Below are 15,143 nucleotides of genomic sequence, written 5' to 3' on the forward strand. Positions count from 1 at the left end.
TCAGTCCTTGATGCCGCCGATGGGGTCCTGCTCATGGCTCAACACCTGCTCGGCCTGGGCCATCGCCTGGCGGGCACGACGGCCACGCTCGGCGTAATACTCGTCAGGCTTGCGGTCCAGCAGGTCGTACACAACCGGGATCACCAGCAGGGTCAGCATGGTCGATACCAGCAGGCCACCGATCACGGTGATCGCCATCGGCGAGCGCACCTCGGCACCTTCGCCGAAGGCCAGGGCCAGCGGCAGGAAGCCGAACACCGCGCACAAGGTGGTCATCATGATTGGACGCAGACGCGAACGCGCGCCCTCCACCAACGCCTCACGCTTGGGCACACCTTCCTCGCGCAGCTGGTTGACCTTGTCGATCAGGATGATGGCGTTCTTCACCACCAGGCCGACCAATAGAATCAAACCGATGAACACCACCACCGATACCGGTGAACGTGCCAGCAGCAGGGCCGCCACCGCGCCAACCAGCGCCAGCGGAATGGTGAACAGGATGACGAAGGGATGCAGCAGCGATTCGAACTGCGATGCCATCACCAGATAGACCAGAAACACCGCCAGCGCAAAGGCGAACAGCAGCGAGCGGATCGACTCGCCCAGCTCCTGGCCCTGGCCACCGATATGCATGCCCACGTCGGTGCCCAACGGGTTCTTGGCAACCATGTCCTGCACTTCGGTGATGGCCTTGCCCAGGTCGATGTCGCGCAGGTTGGCCGAGACGATGGCCACACGGCGCTGATCGGCGCGATGGATTTCGCTCGGACCAGTGGTGGCGATGACATCGGCCACCGAAGCCAACTCGATCGCCTTGGCACCGGTCGGGTTGACGATCAGGCGGCGGATGTCGTCCACCGAAGAGCGCTCCGATTCCTGCACCCGCACCAGCACGTCGATCTTGCGATCACGGAAGCTGTAGCGGGTGGCCACGTTACCCTTGACCTTGTTGACCACCGCATCGGCGATCTGCCGCGTGGTCAGGCCCAGCGCCGCAGCGCGGTCCTGGTCGAACACCACCTGGATTTCCGGGAAGCCCTGCTCCACCGTCGATTTGACGTCGGCATAGTGCGGGCTTTCGCGCAGCATGCCGGCCAGGCGATTGCCGGCGACGCGGATGTCGTCAAGGTTGTTGCCCTCGATTTCAATTTCCAGCGGCGGCGACAGTGCAAACAGCTCCGGGCGGGCAAAGTCAACCTGTGCGGACGGCCATGCCTTCATGGTCTCGCGCAGCTTCTCGGTCAGTTCCGGCTCGCGCTTGGTGTCGCTCATCACCACCGACAGCTTGCCGATGTTCTCGCCGCTCTCGGTCGGGCTGGCATCCAGCCGCGTACCAGTGCCGGACACGCCGTACAGCAGGCGCACGCCTTCTTCGCCTGCGTGTTTGCGCTGCACTTCGCGTACCAGTGCATCGGTCTGCGCCAACGGCGTACCCGGCGGCAACTTGGCGGTCATCTCGAAGCGGTCCTGGGCCAGCTGCGGCAGCAGGTCCACACCCAGCAAGGGCAAGGCAGCCAAGGTCAGGCCAAAGGCCAAGGTCGCAAAACCCAGAATCGGCCACGGGCGCTTCAACGCCGCTGGCAGCGCGCGCAGATAGCTGGCCTCAGCGCGGCCATACGGCGCCATCGCCAGGTCGCTTGCCTTGCGCATCACCGGGCCGACCACCGCGGCAATGCCACGGAAGATCCTCACCACCGTCCACGCCAGGAAGTAGAAGCCGTAGCGGAACATCGCGCCGATGCCACGGCCTGCATAGGCGGCCGGTTTCTTCCAACGGCTTTCGGGACGCCACGGCTCACGCGGATCCTCGGCCGGGAACTCCAACGGCGGGCGCCCCTTCAAGGCGCTCAGCATCGGGATCAAGGTCATCGACACCACCAGCGACACCGCGATGGCGATCGACACGGTCAAGGCCTGATCGCGGAACAACTGGCCGGCGATACCTTCGACGAACACCAGCGGCAGGAACACCGCGATGGTGGTCAGGGTGGAGGCAACCACCGCCATGAACACTTCGCGGGTGCCCTTGATCGCCGCTTCCAATATGCCCATGCCACGCTCACGCGCCTTGGCAATGGATTCCAACACCACGATCGAGTCATCCACCACCAGACCAGTGGCCAAGGCCAGGCCGCCCAGCGACATCACGTTCAAGCTCAGGCCCAGCTGGCCCATGAAGAAGAAGGTGGCGATGATCGAGATCGGCAGCGACAGCGAGATCACGAACGTGCTCCAGCCATCACGCAGGAACAGGAAAATGATCAGCACCGACAACAGGCCGCCGATCACCGCATCGATCTTGACGTCCTTGATGGCGTGGCGGATGAAGACCGACTGGTCTTCCACCATCGTCATCTCGATGTCCTTGGGCATTTCCTTGCGGATCTGCTCCAACTTCGCTTCCAGCGCATCGGCGGTGGAAACGGTATTGGCATCGCCTTCCTTGTAAACCGCCAGCTCGACCGCCTCATGGCCGCCGCTGCGGATCACCGCTTCGCGTTCCTTGTAGCCCTGGCGCACCTCGGCTATATCCTTCAGCCGCACGCTGGGTGCACTGCTGCTGCCATCGCTGCGCATCGCCGCGATAACATTTGGATCACTGCTGCCGAGGATGGCCGACATCAGCTGCCGGTTCTCGCCGGCCGAGCTGGCGGTGCTGGAGCCGCTGACCGTGGTCAGCAGCATTTCGCGCATCTGTTCAACGGTGGCGAACTGATTGACGGTGCGCACCAGGTAGCGCTGCGAACCTTCTTCCAGACGCCCACCGGACAGGTTCACGTTTTCCTGCTGCAGGCGCTGGATCACCGTATCCAGCGACAGACCCAGCGCGGCCAATTTGCGTTGATCGATATCGACCTGGATTTCATCCTCCAGGCCACCGCCAACCTTGACCGCAGCCACACCGGTAACCGGCTCAAGCTTGCGCTTGAGATCTTCATCGGCATAACGGCGCAGTTCCATCAGGCGCCGCACCGCGTCAGCCTCATTGCCGGCTTCCTGCTTGGATGACAGCGCCAGGCGCATGATTGGCTGGGTCGACGGATTGAAGCGCAGCAGCACTGGCGGCTTGGCCTCCAGCGGCAACTGCAGGGTCTCCATCTTGTCGCGCACGTCCAGCCCGGCCTGCTGCATGTCCGTGCCCCAGGCGAACTCCAGCACCACGTCGCTTTGGCCGGTGCGCGAGATCGACTTGAGTTTGCGCAGGCCCTTGACGATGCCCAGCGCCTCTTCGGCCGGCTGCGAAATCAGGGTTTCCACCTCGGCCGGTGCCGCACCTTCGTAATCGGTACGCACGGTCAGGGTGGGATAGCTCAGGTCCGGCAGCAGTTCGACCTTCAAGCTGGACAGCGAGATCAGGCCGAACAACACCAGGGTCAGCGTCATCATCGCGATGGTGACGCGGCGGCGGGTGGCAAACTCGATCAGATCGAAGCCACCGCCGGAAGCCGACGGTCCGTGGCCACTCATTGCTTGGACGCCTGTGCAGCTGCCGGTGCCTTGGCTGCCACCGCCTTGTCCTTGTCCTTGCCGATCACCTGCACGGCACTGCCTTCGCGCAGCGCGGCCTTGCCGGCGATCACCACTTCATCACCCTGCTGCAGGCCATTGCGTACTTCCATCCAACCGGCATCGTCGTAACCCAGCACCAGCTCGGTACGCATCGCCTTGCCATCGCGGACCACGTATACCGCCGGCTTGCCGCCGTCTTCCAACAGTGCGGTACGCGGCACCACCAGTGCATCGGCGCGCTGGTCATAGTTGATGCTCAGGCGACCGAACATGCCGGCCTGCAGTGCGTCTTCACCGGTAAAGGTAGTGACTACGCGGAACGTACCGGTGCCGTTGTCGACCACCGGCGCAACACGGTCGACGGTACCGGTGAAGGGCTTGCCCGGCAACGCATCGACCTGCAGCGACACCGCCTGGCCCGGCTTGAGCTTGGCGATTTCGCGCTCGGGCACATTGAGCGTGGCCTCGAGCTGGCCGCTGTCGACGATGCGGATGATCGGCGAGTTGATCTGTACGAAGTTGCCCGGCTTGATGTCACGCGAGGCGATCACACCGGAAATCGGTGCGACCACCGTGGTGTAGGACAACTCCAGCGTCGCCATCCGGTACATCGCCCGCGCGTTTTCCAGGTCATAGCGCAGCTGATCCACATCGGCGGCGCTGACCAGCTGCTGCTGCACCAGCTTCTCAGCGCGGTGGTAGCTGTTTTCCAGCTTGCGCATCTGCGCCTCGCTCTGCGCAACGCTCAGCCGCGCGCGGTCCGGGTCCAAGCGCACCAGCGGCTGTCCGGCACGCACCATCTGGCCTTCCTCGACCAGCACCGCCAGCGCCACGCCCGAGGTCTTGGCGACCACCTGCGACTCGGCACGTGGCTCCAATGCGGCGGTGCCGGCATAGCTGGCGGCAATGCCACGGCGCTCGGCCTTGGCCACTTCCACCGGCACCGCATCGCTGGCCTTCTGCTCATCCGGGGTCTTTGCCTTGGCCTCTTCGCCGCCGGCCTTGCAGCCTCCCAGCAACAGTGAAGTGGTGATCAGAAGTGCAGCAGCGCAGCTTCCGGTGCGGGCGTGCAGAGTGAAAAGTCGCGACATCGTCTTGTCCCTGGGGATGCGTAGGCAGGTGTTGTAGCAAAGTATTGCACCACCCCACGTCTACACCATGCCCCGAAAGTCATGGGTACCTGCTGATCGACGCCGGTTATCGCATTGCAGCATCCAGTTGCCTGTTCCGAACGGGTAAATACGCGGGCTATACTCGGGCCGTTCCGTATCCCACGGCGGAACCCCAGACCCGCTCACCGGACAAGGAAACCATGCGCCCGCAGCCGCTCGCCGCTTGTTTCGCTCTGGCTTTTGCCCTGACCTTCGGGGCCGCCCAAGCTGATCCGCAGTCTGCTACACCCGCCGTCGCCCCTGCCCCCGTTGCCGCACCGGCAGCGCCCAGCAGCGGCAATGCCACTACCGGCCGGACCCTGGCCTATACCTGCCAGGGCTGCCACGGCATCACCGGCTACAAGAACGCCTACCCCAGCTACCGCGTGCCGAAGATCGGCGGGCAGTCGGCCCAGTACCTGACCCAGGCGCTGACCGAGTACCGCGAAGGCAAGCGCAAGCATCCAACGATGCAGGCGCAATCGATGAGCTTCAGCCAGCAGGATATCGCTGATCTCTCCGCCTATCTGTCCACCCTCAAATAAGCGCCGACCATGACGAAAGCCACGCACGCACTGCGCTTGTCCATCGCTCTGTTCGCCGCCATGGGTCTGGCTGCCTGTACACAGTCGGAGGTGGAATCCAGCGACAAATCCGCGGCCGACCCGGGCCACGCCAGCGGTGAACACGGCTCCAGCTCGTCCGCCGGCCTGCCGGCCGGCCGCGTCGCTGCCGGCGAGCACTTGGCCGCCGCCAAGGGCAAGGCGACCGGGCAAAGCTGCATCGACTGCCACGGTGCCGACGGCAACAACCCGATCGACCCGACCTATCCCAAGCTCGGCGGCCAGTACGGCGACTATCTTGCCCACGCGCTGCAGGCCTACCGCGCCAGCACCCGCGACCACATGCTGATGACCCCGCAGGCGCAGAAGCTCAGCGACCAGGACATCGCCGACCTGGCCGCGTACTTCGGCTCGCGTCCCAGCCAGCTGCGCGACCTGCACGGCGTCGATTGACGGCAGCTGTCGCAGCACCGCGCTTGAACCAACAAAGCCGCCCTTGGGCGGCTTTGTCTTGTTGGTCCTGCCGCGTTGTGGACGTTGTGGGAGCGGCGTAAGCCGCGAAGCTGACATTACTGCGGGCCTTGGTACTCCGGCGATCTGTTGGTGCACCTGCTTCGCGGCTGACGCCGCTCCCACAAGAAACAAGAACAACCGCGGCATACGGCGCCCATCAACGACTGCCGTTGTCTTCCTGCAGCTCTTTCTTGAACGGGATATCCGGTGGCGGTCGCGCCTCAGCCGGCTGTTCCTGCATGTTCGGGTTGGTCAGGCCGCAGCCGCCGCCGAACTGCAGCATCGACACCACGCAGGAAATCTTGCTGTTGGAGCCGGGGATGGGAATCTCCACGCTCTTGATGCCCTTGCGCACCCATTCGGCCAGCAACGATTCGTTGGGCGCCCAGTATTTGTCGAACGAGGTCGGCGTGTAGTCATACGGCGGCCGCTTCAGCCAGGTGCCAGACTCGGCGATGCGCTCCTTGCTCCAGGTATCGGCATCACCGCCCGGCGCACCGCGCTTGGCGGCGTCCTGCGCCTGACCTTCATTGCCACCCAGCCGTACGCTGCCATCGGCATTGAACAGGCCGGTTCCCTTGTCGGCCTGCCCACCCGCACTGCCAGCCACCTGCCGCTGCGATGCGCCCCAATCATCACCGCGCGTCGGCGCTGCCCAGCCGCCGCTGCGATCCTGCGGCTTGGGGCCGGCACCGGCGCTGGTGCCAGGACGCGGATTGGGAGTGGCGGCTGCAGCCTGCCCGGTACTGGCCGATGGACTGGCTGCGGCAGTTGCAGATGCGCTGCCCTGCGCCATGTTCGTGGCGGCCTGTGCACTGGCCGCGGCAGCCGCGTTTGCCGATGCCGCCGGCTTGTCCGCTACGCCCGGCACCGCACGCTCACGCACGGCCATGGCCGGTGCCTTCACCTGCACCTCGGCGCTACGGGTTGGCAAGGTCGGCATCGAAACCGATTCCTGCGTTGCGGTTTCGACCTGGCGCTCACGCACAGCCAGCTGCGGCGTACGCAGCTGCACCGGTGCCTCACGTACGCGCGGCTGCGCAAGCGCGATCGGCTGCTGCTCGGTAGTTTCGACCTGACGCTCGCGGACCTGCACCTGGGGTTGGCGCAGTTGCACGGCAAGCTCGGCAGCGGGACGCGCCGCCTGGGTCGGCTGCGGACGATCAACCGCGGTTTCAACCGTGCGCTCGCGCACCTGGGTTTCTTTGCCACGCAGGGTCGGCGCCACCACCGCTACTGGCGGAACCACGAAATCGGTGGTCGGCCGGTTTGTCTCGGTCACCTGCAAGGGCTGCTCGACCGGCGGTGCGGGCTGCGGGCTCGGTGACTCCACCGGCACCGGTGCGGCGGCAATGTCCGCCGTGGCGGTGGGCGCCGCCTGCTGTTCGACAGACGGTTCGGTCGGGGCGGCCTGTGCAGCCGCTGCCGAAGGCGTCGCCGCCGATTGCGCAGCGGCTGCTGCCTGCGCCGCAACTGCAGCGGCCGCCGCAGAGCCGGCAGCAGGTGTTCCGCCACCTTCGTCCTGCGCGGTACCGTCGCCGAGGAACTCGACCTGCACGCGCTCGCCTTCTTCGGCGTCCTGCTCGGGCACATTGCTGCGTACCAGTGCAACCCACAGCAGCAACAGCGCGAACAGGACGTGCAGGCCGGCGCTGAAGAAACCGGCAAACCAACGCAGGCCACGCTGATCGCGCGGCGGCGGCTCGCCACCGTTCCAGAACAGCGACACGATGATCCACCACAGCGGCCGCGCGGCTGCAGGCGCGGCACGCGGACGCGGCGGGCGCGCTGCGATTGCCTCGCCCACATCGCCATCGACAAATGCCGACAAGCCCTTGGACATGCGCGTGCGCAGCCAGTTGCTCCAGCTATACGGCATGCCGGTGCGACGGTCGTGCAGGATGCTGGTCTGCCGGCGCGAGGCCAGCAGATTGATCAGCTCGGTAACCGATGTCACCGGCATGCGTGGTGGCGGCTCAGCCCGCGCCGTCGCGCGGAATATAGGGTGCCTGACCGGTTTCGTGGTCGGTGGCGTCACGCACGGCGGTAATGCCCGGCACCCGGCCCATCAAGGTTTTTTCGATCCCCTGTTTCAAGGTCACATCGGCCATGCCACAGCCATGGCAGCCGCCGCCGAAGCGCAGCAACACCACGCCGTCAGCCGACACTTCCTGCACCGCGACACGGCCACCGTGCGAAGCCAGCTGCGGATTGATTTCGTTTTCAATCACCCAACGCACACGCTCGACGATGGACGCTGCGTCGCCGGGCGCTTCGCCCTTGATCTTGGGTGCCTTGATGGTCAGCTGCTGGGTACCTGCGGCCTGGGTGACATAGTCGATCTCGGCACCGTCCAGCCAGGCCACACTGGTAGCGGCCACATACAAGGTGAAGCCATCGCAATCCACGGCCCATTCATCGCCCAGCAGCTCAGACGGGTCGGCAAATTCAAGGCGCGCATCGGCGCTCGGGGTTCCCGGGTCCATCGCGCTCAGGCGCACGCCCATACCGGGCACGGCCTCGCGTTCGATCAACTTGCGGAAATGACGTTGGGCGGTATCTGAGATCTGGATCATGCGGGTATTCTAGCCGTGTCTTGGTCGCCACCGATGGGACAGTGATTCCAACGGCGGCACGGTTCAGTCACCTGTTTGATGGAGGTTTGCATGGCCCCTGATCTGATTCCACTGCAACAAGCGCGTTGCAGCCCACGCCGGGGCAGCGAATACCGCCTCAGCCAAGCGCGGCTGGCCGAACTGCTGCCGCAGATCCCGGGCTGGGAGCTGGCCGAGAATGGCCAGGCGCTCACCCGTACATTCCGCTTTGACAACTACCACGGCACCATGGCGTTCGTGAACGCGCTGGCCTGGATCGCCCATCGCGAAGACCACCACCCCGACCTGGGCGTGCATTACGACCGTGCCGTTGTGCGCTTTTCCACCCATGATGTGGGCGGCCTGAGCGAAAACGACTTCATCTGTGCCGCCAAGGCATCCGCACTAACGGAGCAATGACATGAAACTGCGTCTGCTGTTCGCTGCATTGGGCACCGTGGCTGCATTGAGCGCCTGCAACTCTTCCCAACCGGACGCGCCGGTCATCGCCCCGACCGAAGTGGCCGCCGTGCAGACCCCGCCGCCGGACTACCCGGCCGAACTGGCCTGCACCGGCGTTGGCGGCAAGAGCGTGCTGCGCGTGGTGGTTGGCCCGCAGGGCACCCCCACCGAGGTATCGCTGGTAACCAGCAGCGGCAACAGCCAGTTGGATGACTCGGCCGCACGCCGCGTGCGCGAATGGAAGTTCAACCCGGCCACCCGCAACGGCCAGCCGGTGCCCACCACCATCCAGGTGCCGGTCAGCTTCAACCCGCCCGACCCTAAACCCAATGAATGCTTTGCCATTGAAGAGCGCGCGCGCCGCGGCGGCTGAGCCGTCAACGGCCCCCGCGCATGCACGCCATCTCCAGTGACAACCTCTGGCTTGCGTTCAGCCTGACCTTCGCTGCAGGCCTGGCCACGGCCGTCGGCAGCCTGCTGGTATTGTTCTCCAAACGCCCGAACCCGCGCCTGCTGGCGTTCGGGCTGGCCTTTGCCGGCGGCGCGATGGTCTACGTCTCGCTGTCGGAGATCCTGAACAAGTCGATCAGCTCCTTCGCTCACGCCTATGGCGACCGCCTCGGCTATACCTACGGCACCCTGTGGTTCCTCGGCGGCGTGCTGCTGGTGGTGTTGATCGACCACCTGGTGCCCAACCCGCACGACAGCCTGGACAAACAGGACCCGGCCTTCCACGACCATAGCCACACCCAGATCCGCCGGGTCGGCTTGCTCAGCGCCATCGCCATCACCGCGCATAATTTCCCGGAAGGCCTGGCGACCTTCTTCGCCACCCTGGAAAGTCCTTCAGTCGGCTTGCCGCTGGCCTTTGCCATCGCCATCCACAATATCCCGGAAGGCATCGCCATCGCCGTGCCGGTGTATCTGGCCACTGGGCGCAAATCCTATGCCTTCGGTGCCAGCCTGCTGTCCGGCCTGGCCGAGCCGGTCGGCGCCGCCATCGGCTACTTCCTGCTCGCGGACGCCCTGTCCCCGGCCACCTTCGGCGCGGTGTTCGGCCTTATCGCCGGCATCATGGTGTTCCTCGCCCTGGACGAACTTTTGCCCGCGGCCAAGCGCTATGCCCAGGGCCATGAGACCGTGTACGGGCTGGTGATCGGCATGGCCACGATCGCGGTGAGCCTGGTGCTGTTCAAGTGGTAGCCGGCTGGGCCCGGTCTGCCGCCGGAATCGGATCTTTGTAGGAGCGGCGTAAGCCGCGAAGCCGACATCGTTGAAATCACCAGCATGTTCGCGACCTGTCTGATCTGTTGCTTCGCGGCTTACGCCGCTCCTACAGACTTCCGTCCGGCAATGGGGAAGCGCCGTTCTGACGATCCCCCAATCCCCGCTTCACGCCCTCAAAGCTTGTTCATCGCATCCACCAGATCCGGCGGCAGCGGTGCATTCAATACATAAGGTGTCTTGCCACCATCCAGCGCGAACTCCAGCGAGGCCGCGTGCAGGAACAGGCGCTTCAGCCCGATCTGCTCACGAAAGCGCTTGTTGACTGCAGGATCGCCGTATTTGTCGTCACCTGCCACCGGATGACCGATATGCTGGGCATGCACGCGGATCTGGTGGGTACGGCCGGTTTCGATCCGGACTTCGCAATAGGACTGGCCGCCGCGGCGCTCCAGCACCTTGAAATGGCTCAACGACGGTTTGCCGATCGCATTCACCTGCACATGACGCTCGCCACCCTGGCGCAGACCTACATGCAGGGGCGCATCCACGCTCATCACGCCGTCGGGCATGCGCCCGGCCAGCAGGGTCAGGTAACGCTTCTGGATGCCGCCATGGTCTTCACGCAGCAAAGCCTGCAGCTCGACCAGGGCCGAACGCTTCTTGGCGATGATCAGCAGGCCGGAGGTATCCCGGTCCAGGCGATGCACCAGCTCCAGGTTCATATTCGGCCGCAGCGCGCGCATGGTTTCGATCGCACCGTGGCTGATACCGCTGCCGCCATGGCTGGCCACACCGGTCGGCTTGTTGATCACCAGCAGCTTGGCATCTTCAAAGACGATGGCCTCCTCCATGCGCTGCAGGAAACTTGCCGGAGGTGGCGCCTTGTCTCCAATCTCATTGAGATTGACCGGCGGAATACGCACCTCCTCACCACCGTCCAGCTTGCGGTCTGCCTTGGCACGGCCGCCGTTCACACGGACCTGGCCGCTGCGGACCAGCTTGTACACCAGGCTGCGTGGCGCCCCCTTCAGCTGGCCCAACAAAAAGTTGTCCAGCCGTTGTCCTGCCCGGTCTCCGGGCACTTTGATCATGCGTACGCTGCTCTTGGCGGCAGGCGGTGCTTGGGGCTTGTCGGAATCAGTCATCGGCCTATTTATTCTGCTACACTCGGGGGGCGATATAAGGGATTGATTTCGTTGGAAGTTGGTCAGGGCCAGAAGCCCCGCTCCCCACGAATCCGGCACAGTGCGCGGCCACCGCCCCCGGGGCGGCCATGTTAGCGGCTCGTCGGCGTCCCCGGCCATCGCCGGATGCTCAAAAAGCATCTGAGCTGGACGAAACCCATGTCCCGCGCGACGCCATCGGCCCCGGCCGCGGGCGGCCGCCGGCCCTGAAACACCTAAAACAAGAAAGAAGCGCTCCCGCGGCCTGCCGTGGTGTCGTAGCGCTGGAAACCCAAGCCGCCCTGCCCGCGCCTGCGCGAATGGGCGGCGAACCGTGTCCAGAGGCGAAACCCCATGGCGTTCCGCGCGGTAGCAGCGCGCGAGGAACGCACAATGAAGCGAATGCTGATCAATGCCACGCAGGCTGAAGAACTGCGCGTGGCCATCGTCGACGGGCAGAACCTGTACGACATCGACATCGAACAGCCGTCGAAGGAACAGAAGAAGTCCAACATCTACAAGGGCCGCATCACCCGCCTGGAGCCGTCGCTCGAGGCCGCCTTTGTCGAGTACGGCGGTGAACGCCATGGCTTTTTGCCGCTGAAGGAAATCTCCCGCGATTACTTCCAGGCGGGCGTGGACCATAACAAGGCCACCATCAAGGAACTCCTGCGCGAAGGCCAGGAAATCGTCGTGCAGGTCGATAAGGAAGAACGTGGCAACAAGGGCGCTGCCCTGACCACCTTCATCTCCCTGGCCGGCCGCTACATGGTGCTGATGCCCAACTCCCCTTCTGCCGGCGGCGTTTCCCGTCGCATCGAAGGTGAAGACCGCGCCGCCCTGAAGGAAGCGCTGGACAAGCTCAACATCCCCGACGATATGGGCGTGATCATCCGCACCGCCGGCGTCGGCCGCGATGCCGAAGAGCTGCAGTGGGATCTGGACTATCTGCTGCAGGTCTGGCGTTCGATCGCCGAAGCCGCACTGACCAAGCCGGCACCGTTCCTGATCTACCAGGAATCCCGCCTGATCGTGCGCGCCCTGCGCGACTACCTGCGCTCGGACGTCGGCGAGATCCTGGTTGACACCGAAGAGCTGTACGAGACCGCACGCGACTTCATGCAGCAGGTGATGCCGCAGACCCTGCGCAAGCTCAAGCATTACAAAGATGACATCCCGCTGTTCAACCGCTTCCAGATCGAATCGCAGATCGAGGCGATCTACGAGCGCAACGTGCGCCTGCCGTCCGGCGGCTCGATCGTGGTTGACCAGACCGAAGCGCTGACCGCCGTCGACGTCAACTCGGCCCGCTCAACCAAGGGCAGCGACATCGAGGACACCGCGTTCCAGACCAACCTGGAGGCCGCCGAAGAAGTGGCCCGCCAGCTGCGTCTGCGCGACCTGGGCGGCCTGGTGGTCATCGATTTCATCGACATGTCCTCCAGCAAGCATCAGCGCGAAGTCGAAAACCGCCTGCAGAATGCGCTGAAGTACGACCGCGCCCGCGTTCAGCTGGGCCGCATCTCGCGCTTTGGCCTGATGGAAATGAGCCGCCAGCGCCTGCGCCCGAGCCTGGGCGAATCCAGCCAGATCGTCTGCCCGCGTTGTGACGGCCAGGGCCGCATGCGCAGCATCGAGTCGCTGTCGCTGTCCATCATCCGCGTCGCCGAAGAGCATGCGATGAAGGAGAACACCGGGCAGGTGCTAGTACAGGCACCGGTCGAGATCGCCAACTACCTGCTCAACGAGAAGCGGAGCGCACTGCGTGAAATCGAGCAGCGTCACGACGCCCCCATCGTCATCGTTGCCGATGAGCAGCTGCACACCCCGCACTACGAAGTCACGCGCCTGCGCGACAACGAGCTGGGTGAAGAGTCGAACAAGCCCAGCTACCAGCGCGGCACCCCGCGCAAGTTGCCGGTGCATGCCCTGACCAAGGCACAGCTGAACATTCCGCCGGCACCAGCCGTGACCCACGTCAAGCACAGCCAGCCGGCACCGGTACGCGAGATCGCCGACGTCGCTCCGGCACCGGCACCGGTTGCCGCCCCTGTCGCACCCGCCGCTGGCGGCGTGATGGGCTGGCTCAAGCGCGTCTTTGGTGGCGAGCCGGCAAGCAGCGCAGCGCCGGCACAGCCGCAGCGCCAGGATAGCGGCCGCAACGACCGCAACCAGCGCCGCGACGGCCGCAATGGCCAGCAGGCGCGTGGCGGCAAGGGTGGCAATGGCGGCAATGCCAACGGTAATCGCCGTGACGAGCAGCGTCGTGACGAGCGCCGCCAGGGCACCGACAAGCCGCAGCAGCAGGCCCAGCCGCAGGCGCAGAATGGCGCCCAGCAGCAGCCCAAGCAGCGCAATGAACAGCGCGGCGAGCAGGCCCAGCAGCAGCCCAAGCAGCCGCGCAACAACGAGCAGCAACAGCCGAAGCAGCCCAAGCCGCCGAAGCAGCCCAAGCCGCAGCAGGACGCCGACAAGCAGGCTCCGCAGCAGAACGCACAGGCCGAAAAGCCCGCGCGTCAGCCGCAGCCGCAGCAGGAAGCCGTTCGCGCAGTGGCGCCGGTAGCCGCCGCAGCCACCGTTGTTGCCAACGAAGTCGTTGCCAGCACCGAGGCCGTGGCCAAGGAAAACAACCTGGCCGCCGAGATCGCCAAGCCGGTGATCGTTGCCGAAGATCAGCCGGCCATGGCCGTGGTGGTTGATGAGAACGGCGTGCCGGTCGCAGGCGAAGATGCTGGCGGCGAAGCCGGTGGTCGTCGTCGTCGCGGTCGTCGCGGCGGTCGTCGTCGTCGTCGTGGCAATGGTGAAGGTGCCGCCGGTGGCGACAACCTGGGTGGTGACGAGGACGGTATCGACGGCATCGACGATGCCGATGGTGAAGTCGCCGAAGCCCCGACCAAGGCCACCAGCAGCCAGCCCGAGTTCGAGTTCGATGACGAACCGGCTACGGCAGCAGCCCCGTCTCCGGCAGCCTCTCCGGTTGCAGAGGCAAAGCCTGCTGCTCCGGCCGTGGAAGCCAAGCCGGCCGTTGCTGCACCGGTACAGGCCGTCGCAGCCGTCGCCGCCGTCGCCGCAAGCATCCCGGCCGCTGTGCTCGAGGCGCCTGCACAGGTGTCCGCTCCGATTGCCGCAGCCGTTGCCGAGCCAGTAGTGGCCAAGACCGAGCAGGCCCCGGCCACTGCTGTCGCTGAAGCCGTTGTCAGCGCGCCGGCAGCGCCGGCGGTTGCAGCCGCTGAAGTGGTTGCTGTCGAACAGGTAGCTGTCGCTCCCGCTGCCGCTGCGCCAGTAGTGGTTGCTGCACCGGTGGTTGCCGCGCCAGTTGTCGCTGCGCCGGTCGAGGTGACTGCGCCTGTCGCAGCGGTCAGCACGCCGGCTCCGGTCGTCGCACCGCAGGCCGAAACCGCCGCTCCGGCAGCACCGCAGAATGGGCAGCTGTTCGCCCAGACCGTGGTGGCTGAAGAAGCCGTGGCTGAAGAAAGCGTCGAAAAGGCCGTTGCCGAAGCTGTTGTACCGGCACCTGTCGCTGCACCGGCCGCGCCCGCCCAGAGCGAGCCAACCGTGGCAGCGGTTGAGGCAGAAGCAGAGAAGAAGCAGGACGATCAGCCGCACAACGCCTGATCAGCCCTTCCCTGCGTGACGACAGAAAGCGGCCTTCGGGCCGCTTTCTGCTTTTCTGTGGGAACGGAATCAGCGCTCTGGCTTCGGATGCGGCTCCCCGTACCCTTACCTGTAGGAGCGGCGTCAGCCGCGAAGCTGGCATCGCTCAAACTATTGCTGTCACTGCCATCTGACGATGTACCTGCTCGACTGATGCCACTCTTACATCTGACAATCCATCAGCTTCGCGGCTGATGCCGCTCCTACAAGAGCGGCCATCATCAGCGCTCTGACTTCGGATGCGGATCCCCGCATACTTGCCTGTGGGAGCGGCGTCAGCCGCGAAGCTGACATCGTTCAAACTAT

At 65.1% G+C, this 15,143-nt stretch carries 11 protein-coding genes; 6 read left to right on the forward strand and 5 right to left on the reverse strand.

The window, feature by feature from the left end; translation table 11 throughout:
• Together ABB27_RS08210 and ABB27_RS08215 are read right to left on the reverse strand one after the other, a co-directional pair.
• Positions 1 to 3,468 (reverse strand): efflux RND transporter permease subunit, encoded by a 3,468-nt coding sequence (locus ABB27_RS08210; RefSeq protein ID WP_057628219.1) that lies wholly within the window; start codon positions 3,466 to 3,468, stop codon positions 1 to 3.
• Positions 3,465 to 4,601, reverse strand: a complete 1,137-nt coding sequence (locus tag ABB27_RS08215) for an efflux RND transporter periplasmic adaptor subunit (RefSeq protein ID WP_057628220.1) — start codon at positions 4,599 to 4,601, stop codon at positions 3,465 to 3,467. The genes ABB27_RS08210 and ABB27_RS08215 overlap by 4 nt, the downstream gene beginning before the upstream one ends.
• A 221-nt stretch (positions 4,602 to 4,822) precedes the next feature.
• Between ABB27_RS08215 and ABB27_RS08220 the strand changes: the two genes are divergently transcribed.
• Together ABB27_RS08220 and ABB27_RS08225 are read left to right on the forward strand one after the other, a co-directional pair.
• Entirely contained in the window at positions 4,823 to 5,206 is a 384-nt protein-coding gene (locus ABB27_RS08220) for a c-type cytochrome (protein ID WP_057628221.1), read from the forward strand.
• Positions 5,207 to 5,215: 9 nt separating this feature from the next.
• Positions 5,216 to 5,677, forward strand: coding sequence for a c-type cytochrome (locus tag ABB27_RS08225; RefSeq protein ID WP_057628222.1), 462 nt, complete (start codon positions 5,216 to 5,218; stop codon positions 5,675 to 5,677).
• A 217-nt stretch (positions 5,678 to 5,894) separates the two neighbouring features.
• Here the strand turns inward: ABB27_RS08225 and ABB27_RS08230 are convergent, their stop codons facing one another.
• Entirely contained in the window at positions 5,895 to 7,700 is a 1,806-nt protein-coding gene (locus ABB27_RS08230; protein WP_057628223.1) for a hypothetical protein, read from the reverse strand.
• Between the two features lie 13 nt (positions 7,701 to 7,713).
• Positions 7,714 to 8,313 carry an NfuA family Fe-S biogenesis protein gene (locus ABB27_RS08235; RefSeq protein ID WP_057628224.1) on the reverse strand — a complete coding sequence of 200 codons (600 nt, stop codon included), beginning with the start codon at positions 8,311 to 8,313 and terminating at the stop codon, positions 7,714 to 7,716.
• Positions 8,314 to 8,403: 90 nt separating this feature from the next.
• On the opposite strand from ABB27_RS08235, the gene ABB27_RS08240 reads away from it, so the two are divergent.
• Genes ABB27_RS08240 through zupT form a run of 3 tightly spaced genes read left to right on the forward strand, consistent with a single transcriptional unit; the run spans position 8,404 to position 9,996 of the window.
• Entirely contained in the window at positions 8,404 to 8,751 is a 348-nt protein-coding gene (locus ABB27_RS08240) for a 4a-hydroxytetrahydrobiopterin dehydratase (protein ID WP_057628282.1), read from the forward strand.
• Position 8,752: 1 nt separating this feature from the next.
• Complete coding sequence (locus tag ABB27_RS08245; protein WP_057628225.1) at positions 8,753 to 9,166, forward strand: energy transducer TonB; 414 nt, start codon at positions 8,753 to 8,755, stop codon at positions 9,164 to 9,166.
• A gap of 20 nt (positions 9,167 to 9,186) precedes the next feature.
• Positions 9,187 to 9,996: a zinc transporter ZupT gene (gene zupT, locus ABB27_RS08250; protein WP_057628226.1), complete on the forward strand. Its 810-nt coding sequence runs from the start codon at positions 9,187 to 9,189 to the stop codon at positions 9,994 to 9,996.
• Positions 9,997 to 10,193: 197 nt separating this feature from the next.
• Here zupT and ABB27_RS08255 read toward each other — a convergent pair whose 3' ends face one another.
• Positions 10,194 to 11,165: an RluA family pseudouridine synthase gene (locus ABB27_RS08255; protein ID WP_057628227.1), complete on the reverse strand. Its 972-nt coding sequence runs from the start codon at positions 11,163 to 11,165 to the stop codon at positions 10,194 to 10,196.
• 411 nt (positions 11,166 to 11,576) lie between these two features.
• Here ABB27_RS08255 and ABB27_RS08260 point away from each other — a divergent pair, with 411 nt between their 5' ends.
• Positions 11,577 to 14,798: an Rne/Rng family ribonuclease gene (locus ABB27_RS08260; protein WP_057628228.1), complete on the forward strand. Its 3,222-nt coding sequence runs from the start codon at positions 11,577 to 11,579 to the stop codon at positions 14,796 to 14,798.
• Positions 14,799 to 15,143: the final 345 nt, after the last annotated feature.

The sequence above is a fragment of the Stenotrophomonas terrae genome (assembly GCF_001431465.1).
GTDB lineage: Bacteria > Pseudomonadota > Gammaproteobacteria > Xanthomonadales > Xanthomonadaceae > Stenotrophomonas > Stenotrophomonas terrae.

Excerpts from the sequence above, each read along its gene's own strand:
- ABB27_RS08210 (WP_057628219.1), bottom strand. The coding sequence starts at position 3,468 with ATGAGTGGCCACGGACCGTCGGCTTCCGGCGGTGGCTTCGATCTGATC.
- ABB27_RS08215 (WP_057628220.1), bottom strand. The coding sequence starts at position 4,601 with ATGTCGCGACTTTTCACTCTGCACGCCCGCACCGGAAGCTGCGCTGCT.
- ABB27_RS08220 (WP_057628221.1), top strand. The coding sequence starts at position 4,823 with ATGCGCCCGCAGCCGCTCGCCGCTTGTTTCGCTCTGGCTTTTGCCCTG.
- ABB27_RS08225 (WP_057628222.1), top strand. The coding sequence starts at position 5,216 with ATGACGAAAGCCACGCACGCACTGCGCTTGTCCATCGCTCTGTTCGCC.
- ABB27_RS08230 (WP_057628223.1), bottom strand. The coding sequence starts at position 7,700 with ATGCCGGTGACATCGGTTACCGAGCTGATCAATCTGCTGGCCTCGCGC.
- ABB27_RS08235 (WP_057628224.1), bottom strand. The coding sequence starts at position 8,313 with ATGATCCAGATCTCAGATACCGCCCAACGTCATTTCCGCAAGTTGATC.
- ABB27_RS08240 (WP_057628282.1), top strand. The coding sequence starts at position 8,404 with ATGGCCCCTGATCTGATTCCACTGCAACAAGCGCGTTGCAGCCCACGC.
- ABB27_RS08245 (WP_057628225.1), top strand. The coding sequence starts at position 8,753 with ATGAAACTGCGTCTGCTGTTCGCTGCATTGGGCACCGTGGCTGCATTG.
- zupT (WP_057628226.1), top strand. The coding sequence starts at position 9,187 with ATGCACGCCATCTCCAGTGACAACCTCTGGCTTGCGTTCAGCCTGACC.
- ABB27_RS08255 (WP_057628227.1), bottom strand. The coding sequence starts at position 11,165 with ATGACTGATTCCGACAAGCCCCAAGCACCGCCTGCCGCCAAGAGCAGC.
- ABB27_RS08260 (WP_057628228.1), top strand. The coding sequence starts at position 11,577 with ATGAAGCGAATGCTGATCAATGCCACGCAGGCTGAAGAACTGCGCGTG.